Below are 15,175 nucleotides of genomic sequence, written 5' to 3'. Positions count from 1 at the left end.
GAGGGCTTGCACCCGGCACGCCGAGAGCACGCACCGGACGCCGCTCCTTGACGGGCAAACGTTGCCTGCCGCGGCCCTAGATGCCCGGGCGGTAGCGCATCGGATGGTCCTGTGGGACCTCCACCAGGGCGATGCGGACGCCGTCCGGGTCGGCGATCCACATCTCGACCAGGCCCCACGGCTCCTTCACCGGCGGCCGGACGATCTCGACGCCCTCGGCCCGCAGCTCCTCGTGCGCGGCCGTGACGTCCTCGACCTGGAGCCACAGCCGGACCGCCGGGGACTGCGGGACGTCGGACCGGCCGGAGACCTCCAGGAAGCCGCCGCCGAGGAAGTAGACCGTCCCGCGCTCGGGCCCCGTACCGAACTCGCGGTAGACGGAGAGCCCCAGCTGATCGCCGTAGAAGGCCCGGGAGCGTTCGGGGTCGGTCGGGGTGAGCAGCGTCCGGCTGCTGAGTACGTGCACCATGCAGGTGGAGCCTAGTGGCAGGGTTACGCTCGACCCTGGCTGAGCCACGCCAGAGATCGGAGAGAGCCCCATGGAGACCCCCGCCGCCGGCCCCACCTTCCGCGACGCCACCGACGCCGACGTCGACGCGCTGGTCGCGCTGATCGAGTCCGCCTACCGTGGCGACTCCAGCCGGGCGGGGTGGACCACCGAGGCGGACATCCTCGAGGGGCAGCGGACGGATCCCGAGGGCGTGCTGGAGGTCATCAAGTCGCCCGACAGCCGGCTGCTGGCCGTGGAGCTGGACGGCGGGCTCATCGCCTGCTGCCAGCTGGAGCACCGCGGTGACCACGCATACTTCGGCATGTTCGCGGTCAGCCCCGCCCTGCAGGGCGCGGGCCTGGGCAAGACGGTGATGGCGGAGGCCGAGCGTCGGGTCCGCGAGGACTGGGGCGCCACCGAGATGCACATGACCGTCATCTCCGTACGGGACGACCTGATCGCCTGGTACGAGCGCCGCGGCTACCGCCGTACGGGAAAGATGTCGCCCTTCCCGTACGGCGACGAGCGTTTCGGCATCCCGCAGCGCGACGACCTGCAGTTCGAGTTGCTGGTCAAGAAGCTCGCGTGACCGTCAGGCCGTGAAGCGTCCCGTGCGCTTGATCTGAGGGAAGTCGGTGGTCGCGCCGTCCAGCTCCAGTGCGCGCACCAGCCGCAGATGGTCCTGGGTGTTGACGACCCAGCCGATGATCCGCAGCCCGGACTTGCGCGCGTGCTCGACGATCTCCAGGGTGAGCCGGCGGATGTTGAGGCAGACGGTCGCCGCGCCCACGGCGACCGCGCGCTCCACCACGTCCGTGCCGACGGGGGTCCCGCCGCTCGGACCGGTGCGGAAGTGGGGGAGGCTCGCGATCAGCGCGGTGCGCGCCCCCGGCACCAGCCGGGCGATCTCGGCGATCGCGTCGTCGTGGAACGACGACACCTCCACGCGCCCGACCAGATCCCGCTCGTGCATCACCGCCGCGAGTGCGCGGGCCGCCGCCACGTCCTTGATCTCGACCTGCAGTGGCGTGCGCACCGCGTCCAGCACCTCCTCGAACACCGGCACCCGCTCCCCGCGGCCGGCGTCCAGGGCGCGCAGCTCTGCCAGCGTCTTGTCGGCGATGGGTCCGGTGCCGTCGGTCGTACGGTCCACCTCCGCGTCGTGCATGACGACCAGGGCGCCGTCCTTGCTCAGATGCAGATCGAGTTCGATCAGGTCGAGGCCGGCGTCCTGCGCGGCGACGAAGGAACGAAGGGTGTTCTCGGGCTCGACACCCATGACCCCGCGGTGACCGATGGTAAGGAAGTTCAAGGTTCGACTCCGTTCCGTCGACGGCGGCTCGGCACGCGCGGAACGGGCGGACGCCGTCGTCCGCGCGGGCAGAATCGCAGCCTAACGGCCGGGCCCCGCGATGAACCCGCACGTGCACGAGGCATACGGGTGCGTGGCGGCCGTCGACTGGCCGGTATGCGCCCCTGCCGTCCCTGTCTCGTGGGCGCGTCCTCGCAGCCGCGGTCGACCGGGTCGCCACGGCGGCGGGAACCCGGGTGCTCGACCGAAGTGAGCGTCGTCACGGTTTACGGCAGGAAAAACGTCGGTGACCAAGGGGGTCCACAGAATAATTTCCCGATCCGCCTCTTGCTGGCTGAATCGGGGTATGCATACGGTGTCCCTACGCGAGCTTCTCCCGTGGAGGATGGGACATGACGGAAATTCTTGTGCAGGCGGGTGCGGAGGAGAGGATTCCTTCGTCGACCAGGGTGGTTGAGCACCCGGCCTGGCCCGTGCTCAAGGATGCCGTGGAGCGGATCCGGCCATGGCAGTCCAAGGACGGATCGATCGACTTCGCCGCCGAGGGTGCCCCGGCCAAGGCCGACGCGGAGGCGACGGTACGGCGTGTCGTCGAGGCGGTCGAGCAGCTGTCCCCGCTGCTCCCGCACGACGAGGTCTACCACCGCGCCCTGGTGGGGGATCTGCGCCGCTGGGCCGAGGACGGCTTCCAGGTCCCCGACTTCCTGGACTCCCTGCTGGCCTTCCAGCCCGCCGCGAACCGCGCGGACGGCCTGCAGCACCTGGTCGTCTTCCCGATGTACACGCAGAACGGCAACCTGGACCGCAACCTGGAGGCGGTCGTGCTGCGCATGGTCTGGCCGGACTGGCTGGCCGAACTGGAGCGCACCCGCTACGACAACCCACTGTTCTGCGGCATCACCTTCGAGGACTTCACGGCCGGGTACGACACCAACTCCGCCGTCCTCTTCCCCGAGACCATTGCCGTGCGCGAGGCGCCGGAACGTTTCTCTTGGGGTGGCATCTTCTGCGACCGCGAGGCCGCCCGCTTCCGCCGGGTCACCGCCGCCGCCGTCGACATCCTGGGCCTGCAGCTGCCCGAGGACATCGCCGCGATGGTCCACGACCAGAAGCGCTGCGAAGAGGCCTTCGTGCTGTGGGACATGGTCCACGACCGCACTCACAGCCATGGCGACCTGCCCTTCGACCCGTTCATGATCAAGCAGCGCCAGCCGTTCTGGATGTACGGTCTGGAGGAACTGCGCTGCGACCTCACCGCCTTCAAGGAGGCCGTCAAGCTCCAGGCGGACGGCGTCCCGCAGGCCCGTGACGTGCAGTACGCGGTGCTCTTCGACCGGATGTTCCGCTTCCCGGTCACCGGCGACCGCAACCGGAACTACGACGGCCTCGGCGGTCAGCTGCTCTTCGCCTACCTGCACAAGCACGACGTGGTCCGCTGGACCGACAACAAGCTCTCCATCGACTGGGAGCGCGCCCCGCAGGTCACCAACGAGCTGTGCGCCGAGATCGAGAAGCTGTACCGGGACGGCATCGACCGCCCGAAGCTGGTGCACTGGTTCGCCGGATACGAGCTGGTCTCCACCTACCTCGCCCCGCACCCGGGCTCCAAGTGGGCCAAGGGCCCCGATGCCCTTGACCTGACCCAGCCGCCGCGCAAGCTCGTGGACGACGTGCTTCCGGACGAGTTTCCGCTGAGCATGTTCTACGAGGCCCTGTCCAAGAAGCTGAAGAATGTGATCGCCTCCACCAAGGGCATCACGGCGGACGGCGCCGAGCGGATCGCCGCGTGAGCGACCGCGTCCAGAACACTGCTTCAGAGGGGAAGATCATGGTGGGGAACGGTGCTCTCAGCGGTGCGGTGATCGCGGTGGCCGGAGCGGGAGGGCCCGCCGGGCGCGCGACGCTGCTACGACTGGCCGAGGCCGGGGCGACCGTCGTCGGGGCGGACAACGACCCCCAGCGACTGTCGGAGGCGGTGGACGCGGCCCGGTACGCCTCCGGCGGCGCCACCGTCACCGGCGACACGGTGGACCTGCTCGACCTGCAGTCGACGCGGGACTGGGCGGCGCACATCGAGAAGGACTTCGGCCGGGTCGACGGGCTCGTGCACCTGGTCGGCGGCTGGCGCGGCAGTGAGACCTTCACGAAGACCAGCCTCGACGACTGGGACTTCCTGGAACTGCTGCTCGTCAAGACCGTGCAGCACACCTCCCTCGCCTTCCACGAGGCGCTGCAGCGCAGTGAGCGCGGCCGGTACGTCCTGATCAGCGCGGCCGGTGCGAGCAAGCCGACCGCGGGCAACGCCGCGTATTCCGCCGCCAAGGCGGCGGCCGAGGCATGGACACTGGCCATGGCCGACTACTTCCGCAAGGCCGGCATCTCCGCGGGCGCCGAGGGTGCCACCTCCGCGGCTACGATCCTGGTGGTGAAGGCGCTGGTGCACGACGCGATGCGCGCCGAACGTCCCAACGCGAAGTTCGCGGGCTTCACGGACGTCAAGGACCTCGCCAAGGAGATCGAGGGCGTCTGGAGCAGGCCCGCCGCCGAAGTGAACGGAAACCGTCTGTGGCTGACCGAGAAGCCGTGAACCCTCCGAAGACCGACGCGCGTCGCCATCACGACCCGCAGGTCCGCGGTTTCGCCAGTGACAACTACGCCGGGGCCCACCCGGAGGTGCTGGCCGCCCTGGCCCTCGCCAACGGGGGCCACCAGGTGGCCTACGGCGAGGACGACTACACCGAGAACCTCCAGCGGATCATCCGCAGCCACTTCGGGGCGTCCGCGGAGGCCTTCCCGGTCTTCAACGGCACCGGGGCGAACGTCGTCGCTCTCCAGGCGGTCACCGACCGCTGGGGCGCGGTGATCTGCGCCGAGAGTGCCCACATCAATGTGGACGAGGGTGGCGCGCCCGAGCGCATGGGCGGCCTGAAGCTGCTCACCGTGCCCACGCCGGACGGCAAGCTCACGCCCGAGCTGATCGACCGGCAGGCGTACGGCTGGGAGGACGAGCACCGTGCGATGCCGCAGGTCGTCTCGATCACCCAGAGCACCGAGCTGGGCACCCTCTACACGCCGGACGAGATCCGCGCGATCTGCGAGCACGCCCACGCGCACGGCATGCGGGTGCACCTGGACGGCTCCCGGATGGCCAACGCCGCCGCCTCGCTCGACGTGCCCCTGCGGACGTTCACCAGCGCGGTCGGTGTCGACATCCTCTCGCTGGGCGGGACCAAGAACGGCGCCGTCTTCGGCGAGGCCGTCGTGGTGCTCAACCGGGACGCGGTGCGGCAGATGAAGCATCTGCGGAAGATGTCCATGCAGCTGGCATCCAAGATGCGCTTCGTCTCGGTGCAGCTGGAGGCGCTGCTGGCGAAGGACCTGTGGCTGCGCAACGCCCGGCACGCCAACGAGATGGCCCAGCGCCTCGCCGAGGGCGTGCGCGCGGTGCACGGTGTGGAGATCCTGCATCCGGTACAGGCCAACGGCGTCTTCGCCAGGCTCCCGCACGATGTGGCCGAGCGTCTGCAGAAGCGCTTCCGCTTCTACTTCTGGGACGAGCCCGCAGGAGTGGTGCGTTGGATGTGCTCCTTCGACACCACGGAGGAGGACGTCGACACCTTCGTGGCCGCGCTCAAGGAGGAGATGGCGCGCTGACCCGGAGCGATGCATAGGTATGCGGTCACTCGAAAAGTCATTGACCGTCGAGTGACCGCTTTCCTATGCTCGGCAGGCATGGAGCTGATCCAGAACACCGCCGATCTGTCCGCATATCTGGCTCCGGACGAGGTAATCGACCATCACCATCCCCTGGTGCGGGACACCGCCGAGAGGCTGGCTGCCGGAGCGGCCGACTCGTATGCCTATGCGCAGGCCGCCTATGAATTCGTCCGGGACACCATCCCGCACTCCCAGGACTCCGGTGACCTGCGTGTCACCTGGCGCGCCTCCGACGCGCTCGCCCTGCGCACCGGCATCTGCTACGCCAAGTCTCATGCCCTGGCCGCGCTGCTGCGCGCCGAGGACATCCCGACGGCCCTGTGCTACCAGCGGCTGGCCGACGACGAGGGCGGCCATGCCGTGCACGGTCTGGTCGCCGTCCGCTTCCACGGCGCCTGGCACCGGCAGGACCCCCGCGGCAACAAACCCGGCGTGGACGCCCAGTTCTCCCTCGACGGCGAGCGGCTGGCCTGGATCCCCGACGCCGCAGCCGGTGAGCTGGACCATCCCGTCCTGTATGCCGAGGCGCACCCGGTCGTCCTCGACGCGCTGGAGGCGGCCCCGGATCGGCCCTATCTGTGGAAGACCCTGCCCGATGCACTCTGAACGCAGGGCCACCGCGCCCGACGCCCGCGCGATCACCCGGGCCGGGACGAGGGCGGTGCCCGCGGAGGGGAACCGGCGGGCTCGGCTCGGATGCCGTGGGCGCCCGGGAACAGGAGCCCGCCGGACGGGACGGCGGTTCCGGTGCGCCCGAGCGGGACTTCGCCGGTCGACGGGAGGGCGGTGCCGGCGGGCGGCCTGCGACGGCGTGCTCCCCTCCGGGCCTGTGCGCGAACTCGCCGCCGACGGCGGTCACTTCACCGGCTCCGCCGTCGCGGCGACTCCTCGGCTCGGTGCTGCACCGCTGAAGTCCCCGTCCCCACCGGGCCGAAGCACCGCAGGTCAACGAGCGTCGGCCACCCGCAGCTGCTCCGCCGTCGGCGCCGTACCCCCCAGGTGGGCGGGCAGCCACCAGGAGTCCGCCAGGCCCTTGGGGCGGCCCGGGTAGGCGCGCTGGGCGGCGTCCAGCAGTTCCTGGACGCGTTCGCGCAGCCGACGGGTGATGGCGCCCGCGTACTGGTCGCGGGATGCCTCGACCGCCTCGCCGACGCGGATGGTGACGGGCAGGTGGTCGCGCTTGAAGTTGCGCGGATGGCCCTTGGTCCACAGCCGCTGGGTGCCCCACACCGCCATCGGGATCAGTGGGACGCCGGCGTCCTGGGCGAGCCTGGCCGCACCCGACTTGAAGCTCTTCAGCGTGAAGGACTGGGAGATGGTGGCCTCGGGAAACACCCCGACGACCTCACCGGAGCGCAGCGAGTCCAGCGCGTGCTCGTAGGCGGCCTCGCCCTGGTTGCGGTCGACCGGGATGTGCTTCATGCCGCGCATCAGCGGACCGGAGACCTTGTGGCGGAAGACGGACTCCTTCGCCATGAAGCGCACCAGACGCTTCTGCGGCAGGGCCGCCAAGCCGTTGAAGATGAAGTCCAGATAGCTGATGTGATTGCTCACCAGTACGGCGCCGCCCGAGCGCGGGATGTTCTCCGACCCCTGGCAGTCGATCTTCAGGTCCCAGACCTTGAACATCGTCTTGGCGAAACCGATGACGGGACGGTAGACCAGCTCTGCCATGGGCGGGGTGGACCCCTTCTGCTCTGCTCGGGAAAGGGATCCCGGCGGGTAAGTTACGCAGCCGTAGGTTTACGGCGTCTCGCAGATCGTGCCCCAAGAACGGACGGGTAGCCAGTCCTGGTGCCCCGCGGCGGCGAGATCCTCGTCACGTCGGCCTACATCCCGCCCCGGATCTTTCAGGACCCGCTTTACTCCGCCCGTACCGTGGCCCTCTTCAGAAGCAGGAACATCTCGCATCCGAGGCAGTAGCCGAACGCGGCGTTGAGGAACGCGGCCGCGAGCGCGGCGCCGGTCGCGGCCAGGCCCAGCCACTCCGGCCCGACGGTGAACCCGACGAGGCCGAGCCCGGCGAACACCAGACCCACGGCCTGCGCGAACCGCGGCGGCTGCCGCGGCTCGAACTCCTTCGGCGGTCCGAGCCGCGGCCGCAGGGCCGTGCGGAACGCCCAGCCGTAGGGCGAGCGCTGCACGCCCGCCGCCGCGCCCAGCGCGAACGCCAGCGTCTGCCAGCCCAGTATCCAGATATTCTCCAGGCTCAGGGCCACGGCCAGTACGGCCGTCGTCACGGCCGCTGCGAAGCGCGGCCCTCTCGCGTCGATGTCCATGAAGCCAGCATTCCGCATTGCGGAGGCCTCCGGGGGGCGGGAATCTTTGCGGTCTCGTGAACGCTTGTACAGAGATGACCGGAGTGATGGTGTGCGTGGCGGTGCTCCTCGTGGCGAGCGCCGCCGGAGTGCTGCACAAGCGGCGGAACGGGAGAGTGCGGGTGCGCGGGCGGGACGAGGGCAGGCGGCTGGGACCGGCGGAACTCGGCGGCGAACTCGGCGAGCGGGCCACCCTGGTGCAGTTCTCCAGCGCCTTCTGCGCACCCTGCCGCGCCACCCGGCGCGTTCTCGGCGAGGTCGCCGGGTTGGTTCCCGGGGTGACCCACGTCGAGATCGACGCCGAGGCGCGTCTGGACCTCGTACGCGAACTGGAGATCCTGAAGACGCCCACTGTCCTGGTGCTGGACGCCGAGGGGCGGGTGGTGCGGCGCGCCGCCGGGCAGCCCCGCAGGGCCGATGTCATCGCGGCTCTCGGGGAAGCCGTGTGAGGGACGGTCAGGGGCCTGTGAGGGACCCTCAGGCGGCTGTGGGGGTCTTCCGGATCCCGGACCGTGCTTGACTGGGCGCACCATCCATCGTCAGCCTGACCGTATGCCGATCGACATCCTTCTCTACGGGCGGGTCCACGTGGACCTCGCCCGCACCGCGAGCGCCACTTGTCCGGGCTGCTGAGAATCCACCGCCCCCAGCTCGCGAACTCCGGCAGAAGGACAACTCCATGACGGCCTCTCCCGACCTCGGCACCGTTCAGCTCGCCTCTCCCGACCTGTTGCGCTCCACCTTCCGCCGGCACGCCGCCGGTGTGGCGGTGATCACCGCGCGCGGCGAGTCCGGCCCGGTGGGCTTCACCGCCACGTCTGTCACCTCCGTCTCCGCCGAACCCCCGCTCGTCTCCTTCGGCATCGGCACGGGCGCGTCGAGCTGGCCCGCCATAGCCGCGACGGACCACGTCGGCGTGCACATACTCGGCGAGCACCAGAGCGGGCTCGCCGCGACCTTCGCCCGCAGCGGCGCCGACCGCTTCGGTGCTCCGACCGCCTGGCGCGAGGGTCCCGAAGGCGTACCGGTGCTCGACGACGTGCTCGCCTGGCTGGTCTGCCGGATCGTCACCCGGGTCCCGGCCGGTGATCACCGGATCGTGCTCGCCGAGGTCGTCGTGGGCGACCCCTCCGGGTCCGGCCGGCCGCTCCTCTACCACCAGGGGCGCTTCAACGGTCTGCGGGATTGATCACGTGACCCGCTCTCTGCGGGGCCGTCCGGTACCGGTTACGCTGCGTTGCGAAGGTCACAGTTCAAAGCGCTTGCTTAGCGGGCAGGAACTGGGTGTACTGACGAGTAATATTTCGGTCGGAGCGCGCGGACGCTCCGGCCGGGATCGGCCGCTTGAGGCGCCTATGCTGCCTGCAAGAGGCAGCCAGGAAATGACGATGCAGTAGGAGAGCCGGCGTGAGCTTGAGGATCGTTGTCACTGTGAAGTACGTGCCCGACGCCACTGGCGACCGGCACTTCGCCGATGACCTGACCGTCGACCGCGACGACGTGGACGGTCTGCTCTCCGAGCTGGACGAGTACGCGGTCGAGCAGGCGCTGCGGATCGCGGAGAACTCGGACGACGACGTCGAGGTCACCGTCCTGACGGTCGGTCCGGAGGACGCCAAGGACGCGCTGCGCAAGGCGCTGTCCATGGGTGCCGACAAGGCCGTCCATGTCGAGGACGACGACCTGCACGGCACGGACGCCATCGGCACCTCGCTGGTGCTGGCCAAGGCGATCGAGAAGGCCGGTTTCGACCTGGTCGTCTCCGGCATGGCGTCGACGGACGGCACCATGGGTGTGGTCCCGGCCCTGGTGGCCGAGCGCCTGGGTGTCCCGCAGGTCACTCTCCTGTCCGAGGTCTCCGTGGAGGACGGCGTCGTCAAGGGCCGTCGCGACGGCGACACCGCCTCGGAGCAGCTCGAGGCGTCCTTGCCGGCGCTGATCTCCGTCACCGACCAGTCGGGTGAGGCCCGCTACCCGTCCTTCAAGGGCATCATGGCGGCCAAGAAGAAGCCGGTGGAGTCCTGGGACCTGTCCGATCTGGACATCGAGGCCGAGGAGGTCGGTCTCGAGGGTGCCCACACCACGGTCGAGGCCGCGAACGAGCGCCCGGCGCGCACGGCCGGCACCATCGTCAAGGACGAGGGCGAGGGCGGCAAGCAGCTCGCTGAGTTCCTCGCGGGCCAGAAGTTCATCTAAGGGCCCGCCCCCGCTGACCGCCCCTCAACTTCCGTTTTCGCAGGAGAGCAATCCCATGGCTGAAGTCCTCGTCTACGTCGACCACGTGGACGGCGCCGTCCGCAAGCCCACCCTGGAGCTGCTGACCCTGGCCCGCCGCCTCGGCGAGCCCGTCGCCGTCGCGCTGGGCAACGGCGCCGCCGACACCGCCGCCGCGCTCGCCGAGCACGGCGCGACCCGCGTCCTGACCCACGACGCCTCCCAGTACGCCGAGTACCTGGTCGTGCCGAAGGTGGACGCGCTGCAGGCCGCCTACGAGGCGGTGTCCCCGGCCGCCGTGCTGGTGCCGTCCTCCGCCGAGGGCAAGGAGATCGCCGCCCGCCTCGCGCTGCGCATCGGCTCCGGCATCATCACCGACGCCGTCGACCTGGAGGCCGGCGACGAGGGCCCGGTGGCCACCCAGTCGGTGTTCGCCGCGTCCTTCACCACCAAGTCCCGTGTCGTCAAGGGCACCCCGGTCATCACGGTCAAGCCGAACAGCGCGGCCGTGGAGGCCGCCCCGGCCGCCGGCGGCGTCGAGGCCCTGTCGGTCACCTTCTCGGAGAAGGCCACCGGCACGAAGATCACCAGCCGTACTCCGCGTGAGTCGACGGGCCGCCCGGAGCTGACCGAGGCCGCGATCGTGGTCTCCGGCGGCCGTGGCGTCAACGGTGCCGAGAACTTCTCGATCATCGAGGCGCTGGCCGACTCCCTCGGCGCGGCCGTGGGCGCCTCGCGTGCCGCCGTCGACGCCGGCTGGTACCCGCACACCAACCAGGTCGGCCAGACCGGTAAGTCGGTCTCGCCGCAGCTGTACATCGCCAACGGCATCTCCGGCGCGATCCAGCACCGCGCCGGTATGCAGACCTCCAAGACGATCGTGGCCGTCAACAAGGACCCCGAGGCCCCGATCTTCGAGCTGGTGGACTTCGGCGTGGTCGGCGACCTCTTCGACGTCGTCCCGCAGCTGACCGAGGAGATCAAGGCCCGCAAGGGCTGATCCCCGGCCCGCCCGAGGCCCCGGTGACCGGCGCGGTCACCGGGGCCTCGGTGCATCCTGGTGACGACCGCCCGGCGCCGGTCGGCGGATGGACGGGGTGTTGACCACCGAGAACCGCACAGATAACTTCATTCTACGGATTGTTGATTCCGTAGAACGGAAAATTGGAGGGTGTGGGATGGGTCAGCAGGAGAAGGTGGCGACGAGCCTCGCGGGCGCCGTCAGCGAGGAGATCAGCGCCTCGCTGGCACCGGTCGACGCGGAGCTGGAGCGCCGCTACCCCGGCGACCCCGGCACCCGGCAGCCCGTCCACACGGTCTACGTCCCCGGTGACGCCTTCGCCGCCGACACCGTCCGCTCCTGGGGCGACCAGGCGCTCGCCGCCCTCGACGAACACGCCCCGGACGCCTCCTCCTTCGCCGCGGTCCTGGGCCTGTCCGACGAGCTCGCCGAGCCGGTCCACTCCCGCGTCCGCGCCAAGCTGGAACGCGAGCCGGTCGAAGACCTGCGCGTCGACTTCGAAGACGGCTACGGTCCCCGTCCCGACGCCGAGGAGGACCAGGCGGCGGCCCGCGCGGCCCGGCTGATCGCCGAGGCGTACGACAACGGCACGGCGGCGCCGTACATGGGCATCCGCACGAAGTGCCTGGAGACCGCGGTGCGCGACCGGGGCATCCGCACCCTCGACGTCTTCCTCACCGGCCTGATCGAGGCCGGCGGCCTGCCCGAGGGCCTCGTGCTGACCCTCCCCAAAGTGACCTACCCCGAGCAGGTGAGCGCCTTCGTCCGGCTCCTGGAGGCCTTCGAGAAGGCGCACGGCCTGGACGCCGGCCGGCTCGGTTTCGAGATCCAGATCGAGACCAGCCAGTCCATCCTCGCCACCGACGGCACCGCCACCGTCGCCCGCATGATCCAGGCCGCCGGGGGCCGCGCCACCGGGCTGCACTACGGCACCTTCGACTACAGCGCCTGCCTCGGCGTCTCCGCCGCCTACCAGGCCGGCGACCATCCGGCCGCCGACCACGCCAAGGCGGTCATGCAGGTCGCGGCCGCGGGCACCGGAGTGCGCGTCTGCGACGGCTCCACCAATGTCCTGCCCGTCGGCCCCACCGAGAAGGTCCACGACGCCTGGCGCCTGCACTACCGCCTCACCCGGCGCGCCCTCGCCCGCGCCTACTACCAGGGGTGGGACATGCACCCGGGCCACCTCCCGACCCGGTACGCCGCCGTCTTCGCCTTCTACCGCGAGGGCTTCGAGCAGGCGGCCGCCCGCCTCGCCCGCTACGCCGACCGGGCCGGCGGCGACGTCATGGACGAGCCCGCAACCGCCAAGGCCCTCAGCGGCTATCTGCTGCGCGGCCTGGACTGCGGTGCCCTCGACATCGCGGAGGTCGCCCGCCTCACCGGTCTGACCCGCGACGCCCTGGAGGGTTTCGCGGCGCCGCGCCGCGGTGACCTGACGGCCTCGGCGCAGTAGAGACCGCGGACCGGGCACAGCGGCCCGCCGGGGCGGTTCCGCGACGCCGACCTCGCGGCCGAGGCCGGTCCGTCCCGGACTCGTCGTCCCCGGGCGGCGGTCGGCCGGGGGAGTCGGCCGGGAGCAGCGGCGCCCGGTCGTCGTACACCGGGTGTTCCGGCGGAGGCATCCGGTCGCCGTGCGGCAGCCCGGAGCCGGTGGGCCGGGAGCAGGGACAGGTCGGGGGATGGTCGCGGGGGCTCGGCGAGGCCGAGCCCGCCGAAGGCGCGACCGGTCATACGGGAGGGTCAGTCGGCCGGCGGCAGCTCGCCCGAGCCGCGGGTGATCAGCCGGGTCGGCAGCTCGATGCGCTCCGGTGCGACCAGGCCGCCGTCCAGCCGCCGGAAGAGGCGCTCGGCGGCGGTACGGCCGAGGGCGGCCGCGTCCTGGGCGACGACCGTGAGGCCGGGCCGCAGCAGATCGGCCAGCTCGATGTCGTCGAAGCCGACGAGCGCGACCCGTCGGGACAGCTCGGCGAGCACCCGGATCACCGTGACCGTCACCCGGTTGTTGCCGGCGAAGATCGCGGTGACCGGTGCGGGACCGGAGAGCATCTCCTCGGCCGCCCGGCGCACCCGCTCCGGGTTCGTCTGCCCGAGGGACATCCAGGCGTCCTCGACGGGTATCCCGGCGTCCTCCATGGCCGCCCGGTAGCCCCGCAGCCGCTCGGCGGCGGTGTGGATACGCGGCATGTCACCGATGAACCCGATCCGGCGGTGGCCGTGGGCGATCAGATGAGCGACGCCGTCCCGGGCACCGCCGTAGTTGTCGGAGAGGACCACGTCGGCGTCGATGCGCCCGGCCGGACGGTCCACGAACACGGTCGCCACGCCCGCCCTGATCTCCGGTTCGAGATAGCGGTGGTCGTCCCCGGCCGGGATCACCACCAGGCCGTCCACCCGCCGCGCGCACAGCGCCAGCGCCAGTTCCTGCTCGCGCTCCGGGTCCTCGGCGCTGGAGCCGTTGATCAGCAGGGCGCCGTGGGCCCGGGCCACCTCCTCGACGGCACGGCTGAGGGGGCCGTAGAAGGGGTCGGCGAGGTCCTCCAGGACCAGGCCGATGCTCGCCGTACGGCCCTTGCGCAGCACCCGCGCGCTGTCGTTGCGGCGGAAGCCCAGCGCCTCGATCGCCTCCTGCACCCGGCGCTCGGTGTCCGGGGTGACGCCGGGCTCGCCGTTGACCACCCGGGAGACCGTCTTCAGGCCCACCCCGGCCCGGGCCGCCACGTCCTTCATGGTCGGGCGGTTGCCGTAACGGGTGCCGGGAAGGCTGTCTGCGCGGCGGGTGGTCTCGGGCACGGTTCGGTGTCCTGTTCCTGTCGTCCGTCCGACCGCGGAGGCGGTGCGTCCGGGGGGTGAGCCGCCAGCGCGTACGAGGCGGGCGCACCCCCGGTGGTGCGCCGATCCGCGGTTCGTATGAGGATGTGGCTTCGAGCATAGAGCCTGGACAACGTTGTCAGATGCGCGAGAGACTGTCCACCGCTGTCCGTCGGCCCGCACCCCACCGCCCGACCGGCCCGCGCCTCTTTGTTTCTCGAGCTCCAACGGGGAGATCTGACTCTGATGCACACCGACCTCGTCGCGGCCCTGGACATCGGCGGCACCAAGATCGCCGGCGCGCTGGTGGACGGCGACGGACGGATACTCGCGCGGGCTCAGCGCGGCACGCCCGCCCAGCAGGACCGCGAAACGGTCATGCGGGCCGTCGAGGAGGTGCTCGGTGAGCTCGCCGGCTCGCCGCTGTGGGGACGCGCCGGCGCCGTCGGCATCGGCAGCGCGGGGCCGGTGGACGCCTCCGCGGGCACGGTCAGCCCGGTGAACGTGCCGGGCTGGCGGGACTTCCCGCTGGTCGAGCGGGTGCGCACGGCCACCGGTGGGCTCCCCGTCGAGCTGATCGGCGACGGCGTCGCGATCACGGCGGCCGAGCACTGGCAGGGCGCCGCCCGCGGCCACGACAACGCACTGTGCATGGTGGTGTCGACCGGGGTGGGTGGCGGCCTGGTCCTGAACGGCCGGCTCCACCCGGGTCCGACCGGCAACGCCGGGCACATCGGCCACATCAGCGTCGACCTCGACGGGGACCCGTGCCCGTGCGGCGCACGGGGCTGCGTGGAGCGGATCGCGAGCGGCCCCAACATCGCCCGCCGCGCCCTGGAAGGGGGCTGGCGCCCCGGCCCCGACGGCGACACCTCGGCCGCCGCCGTGGCCGCCGCAGCCCGAGAGGGCGACCCGGTGGCCGTGGCCTCCTTCGAGCGCGCGGCACAGGCGCTCGCCGCCGGCATCGCGGCCACCGCGAGCCTGGTCGAGATCGACATCGCCGTGATCGGCGGAGGCGTGGGCAAGGCGGGCGACATCCTCTTCACACCGTTGCGCAAGGCGCTCACCGACTACGCGACGCTGTCCTTCGTCCAGCGGCTCACGGTCGTGCCGGCGCAGATGGGCACGGACGCGGGCCTGGTCGGCGCGGCGGCGGCCGCGCTGGCCCGGCGGCCGGACGCCACGGCGGGGGTGTGAGGCGCGGGCCGGCACGGGGGGCAGCGCCCGGAGGCTGACGGCACGGCGACTCCCCGAGGGGCGTGGGGCCGTATCGGCTTGCGGCTCCGCCGCCG

The 15,175-nt window shown here is 71.3% G+C and carries 17 protein-coding genes; 12 read left to right on the top strand and 5 right to left on the bottom strand.

Annotated features, from left to right (window positions below):
- Nucleotides 1-76 precede the first annotated feature (76 nt).
- On the bottom strand, nucleotides 77-469 hold the full coding sequence (locus AC5WRT_RS33675; RefSeq protein WP_496097910.1) for a VOC family protein: 393 nt from the start codon (nucleotides 467-469) through the stop codon (nucleotides 77-79).
- Nucleotides 470-539: 70 nt separating this feature from the next.
- Here AC5WRT_RS33675 and AC5WRT_RS33670 point away from each other — a divergent pair, with 70 nt between their 5' ends.
- Entirely contained in the window at nucleotides 540-1,079 is a 540-nt protein-coding gene (locus tag AC5WRT_RS33670; RefSeq protein WP_496097909.1) for a GNAT family N-acetyltransferase, read from the top strand.
- A 3-nt stretch (nucleotides 1,080-1,082) separates the two neighbouring features.
- Here the strand turns inward: AC5WRT_RS33670 and AC5WRT_RS33665 are convergent, their stop codons facing one another.
- Nucleotides 1,083-1,802: a glycerophosphodiester phosphodiesterase gene (locus AC5WRT_RS33665; protein ID WP_496097908.1), complete on the bottom strand. Its 720-nt coding sequence runs from the start codon at nucleotides 1,800-1,802 to the stop codon at nucleotides 1,083-1,085.
- 392 nt (nucleotides 1,803-2,194) lie between these two features.
- On the opposite strand from AC5WRT_RS33665, the gene AC5WRT_RS33660 reads away from it, so the two are divergent.
- The 4 genes from AC5WRT_RS33660 to AC5WRT_RS33645 all read left to right on the top strand — a co-directional run bounded on the left by AC5WRT_RS33660 (nucleotide 2,195) and on the right by AC5WRT_RS33645 (nucleotide 6,125).
- On the top strand, nucleotides 2,195-3,592 hold the full coding sequence (locus AC5WRT_RS33660) for a DUF6421 family protein (protein ID WP_496097907.1): 1,398 nt from the start codon (nucleotides 2,195-2,197) through the stop codon (nucleotides 3,590-3,592).
- A gap of 41 nt (nucleotides 3,593-3,633) precedes the next feature.
- Entirely contained in the window at nucleotides 3,634-4,389 is a 756-nt protein-coding gene (locus AC5WRT_RS33655; protein WP_496097915.1) for an SDR family NAD(P)-dependent oxidoreductase, read from the top strand.
- Complete coding sequence (locus AC5WRT_RS33650) at nucleotides 4,386-5,456, top strand: threonine aldolase family protein (RefSeq protein WP_496097906.1); 1,071 nt, start codon at nucleotides 4,386-4,388, stop codon at nucleotides 5,454-5,456. Before AC5WRT_RS33655 ends, AC5WRT_RS33650 begins: the two co-directional genes overlap by 4 nt.
- A gap of 78 nt (nucleotides 5,457-5,534) precedes the next feature.
- Nucleotides 5,535-6,125: a transglutaminase-like domain-containing protein gene (locus tag AC5WRT_RS33645; RefSeq protein WP_496097905.1), complete on the top strand. Its 591-nt coding sequence runs from the start codon at nucleotides 5,535-5,537 to the stop codon at nucleotides 6,123-6,125.
- A 339-nt stretch (nucleotides 6,126-6,464) separates the two neighbouring features.
- On the opposite strand, the gene AC5WRT_RS33640 is transcribed toward AC5WRT_RS33645, so the two are convergent.
- On the bottom strand, nucleotides 6,465-7,193 hold the full coding sequence (locus AC5WRT_RS33640; RefSeq protein ID WP_496097904.1) for a lysophospholipid acyltransferase family protein: 729 nt from the start codon (nucleotides 7,191-7,193) through the stop codon (nucleotides 6,465-6,467).
- A 188-nt stretch (nucleotides 7,194-7,381) separates the two neighbouring features.
- Entirely contained in the window at nucleotides 7,382-7,798 is a 417-nt protein-coding gene (locus AC5WRT_RS33635) for a DUF4395 domain-containing protein (protein WP_496097903.1), read from the bottom strand.
- Nucleotides 7,799-7,872: 74 nt separating this feature from the next.
- Here AC5WRT_RS33635 and AC5WRT_RS33630 point away from each other — a divergent pair, with 74 nt between their 5' ends.
- The 6 genes from AC5WRT_RS33630 (at nucleotide 7,873) to AC5WRT_RS33605 (ending at nucleotide 12,528) form a co-directional block, all read left to right on the top strand.
- Nucleotides 7,873-8,286 (top strand): TlpA family protein disulfide reductase, encoded by a 414-nt coding sequence (locus tag AC5WRT_RS33630; protein ID WP_496097914.1) that lies wholly within the window; start codon nucleotides 7,873-7,875, stop codon nucleotides 8,284-8,286.
- Nucleotides 8,255-8,470 carry a putative leader peptide gene (locus AC5WRT_RS33625; protein WP_496097902.1) on the top strand — a complete coding sequence of 72 codons (216 nt, stop codon included), beginning with the start codon at nucleotides 8,255-8,257 and terminating at the stop codon, nucleotides 8,468-8,470. Before AC5WRT_RS33630 ends, AC5WRT_RS33625 begins: the two co-directional genes overlap by 32 nt.
- 46 nt (nucleotides 8,471-8,516) lie before the next feature.
- Nucleotides 8,517-9,026, top strand: coding sequence for a flavin reductase family protein (locus AC5WRT_RS33620; protein ID WP_496097901.1), 510 nt, complete (start codon nucleotides 8,517-8,519; stop codon nucleotides 9,024-9,026).
- Between the two features lie 218 nt (nucleotides 9,027-9,244).
- Complete coding sequence (locus AC5WRT_RS33615) at nucleotides 9,245-10,033, top strand: electron transfer flavoprotein subunit beta/FixA family protein (protein WP_496097900.1); 789 nt, start codon at nucleotides 9,245-9,247, stop codon at nucleotides 10,031-10,033.
- A gap of 55 nt (nucleotides 10,034-10,088) precedes the next feature.
- Nucleotides 10,089-11,051 (top strand): electron transfer flavoprotein subunit alpha/FixB family protein, encoded by a 963-nt coding sequence (locus AC5WRT_RS33610; protein WP_496097899.1) that lies wholly within the window; start codon nucleotides 10,089-10,091, stop codon nucleotides 11,049-11,051.
- A gap of 178 nt (nucleotides 11,052-11,229) precedes the next feature.
- Complete coding sequence (locus AC5WRT_RS33605; protein ID WP_496097898.1) at nucleotides 11,230-12,528, top strand: DUF6986 family protein; 1,299 nt, start codon at nucleotides 11,230-11,232, stop codon at nucleotides 12,526-12,528.
- A 287-nt stretch (nucleotides 12,529-12,815) separates the two neighbouring features.
- On the opposite strand, the gene AC5WRT_RS33600 is transcribed toward AC5WRT_RS33605, so the two are convergent.
- Nucleotides 12,816-13,865 carry a LacI family DNA-binding transcriptional regulator gene (locus AC5WRT_RS33600; RefSeq protein WP_496097897.1) on the bottom strand — a complete coding sequence of 350 codons (1,050 nt, stop codon included), beginning with the start codon at nucleotides 13,863-13,865 and terminating at the stop codon, nucleotides 12,816-12,818.
- Nucleotides 13,866-14,129: 264 nt separating this feature from the next.
- Between AC5WRT_RS33600 and AC5WRT_RS33595 the strand changes: the two genes are divergently transcribed.
- Entirely contained in the window at nucleotides 14,130-15,080 is a 951-nt protein-coding gene (locus tag AC5WRT_RS33595; protein WP_496097896.1) for an ROK family protein, read from the top strand.
- The last annotated feature ends 95 nt before the right edge of the window (nucleotides 15,081-15,175 follow it).

The organism is Streptomyces sp. NTD91, assembly GCF_059510455.1.
This window is presented reverse-complemented; position numbering and strand designations above follow the sequence as displayed.

Bases quoted from the DNA above. Each gene is read 5' to 3' on its own strand.
- AC5WRT_RS33675 (WP_496097910.1), bottom strand. From the start codon at position 469: ATGGTGCACGTACTCAGCAGCCGGACGCTGCTCACCCCGACCGACCCC.
- AC5WRT_RS33670 (WP_496097909.1), top strand. From the start codon at position 540: ATGGAGACCCCCGCCGCCGGCCCCACCTTCCGCGACGCCACCGACGCC.
- AC5WRT_RS33660 (WP_496097907.1), top strand. From the start codon at position 2,195: ATGACGGAAATTCTTGTGCAGGCGGGTGCGGAGGAGAGGATTCCTTCG.
- AC5WRT_RS33645 (WP_496097905.1), top strand. From the start codon at position 5,535: ATGGAGCTGATCCAGAACACCGCCGATCTGTCCGCATATCTGGCTCCG.
- AC5WRT_RS33640 (WP_496097904.1), bottom strand. From the start codon at position 7,193: ATGGCAGAGCTGGTCTACCGTCCCGTCATCGGTTTCGCCAAGACGATG.
- AC5WRT_RS33635 (WP_496097903.1), bottom strand. From the start codon at position 7,798: ATGGACATCGACGCGAGAGGGCCGCGCTTCGCAGCGGCCGTGACGACG.
- AC5WRT_RS33630 (WP_496097914.1), top strand. From the start codon at position 7,873: ATGACCGGAGTGATGGTGTGCGTGGCGGTGCTCCTCGTGGCGAGCGCC.
- AC5WRT_RS33625 (WP_496097902.1), top strand. From the start codon at position 8,255: ATGTCATCGCGGCTCTCGGGGAAGCCGTGTGAGGGACGGTCAGGGGCC.
- AC5WRT_RS33620 (WP_496097901.1), top strand. From the start codon at position 8,517: ATGACGGCCTCTCCCGACCTCGGCACCGTTCAGCTCGCCTCTCCCGAC.
- AC5WRT_RS33610 (WP_496097899.1), top strand. From the start codon at position 10,089: ATGGCTGAAGTCCTCGTCTACGTCGACCACGTGGACGGCGCCGTCCGC.
- AC5WRT_RS33605 (WP_496097898.1), top strand. From the start codon at position 11,230: ATGGGTCAGCAGGAGAAGGTGGCGACGAGCCTCGCGGGCGCCGTCAGC.
- AC5WRT_RS33595 (WP_496097896.1), top strand. From the start codon at position 14,130: ATGCACACCGACCTCGTCGCGGCCCTGGACATCGGCGGCACCAAGATC.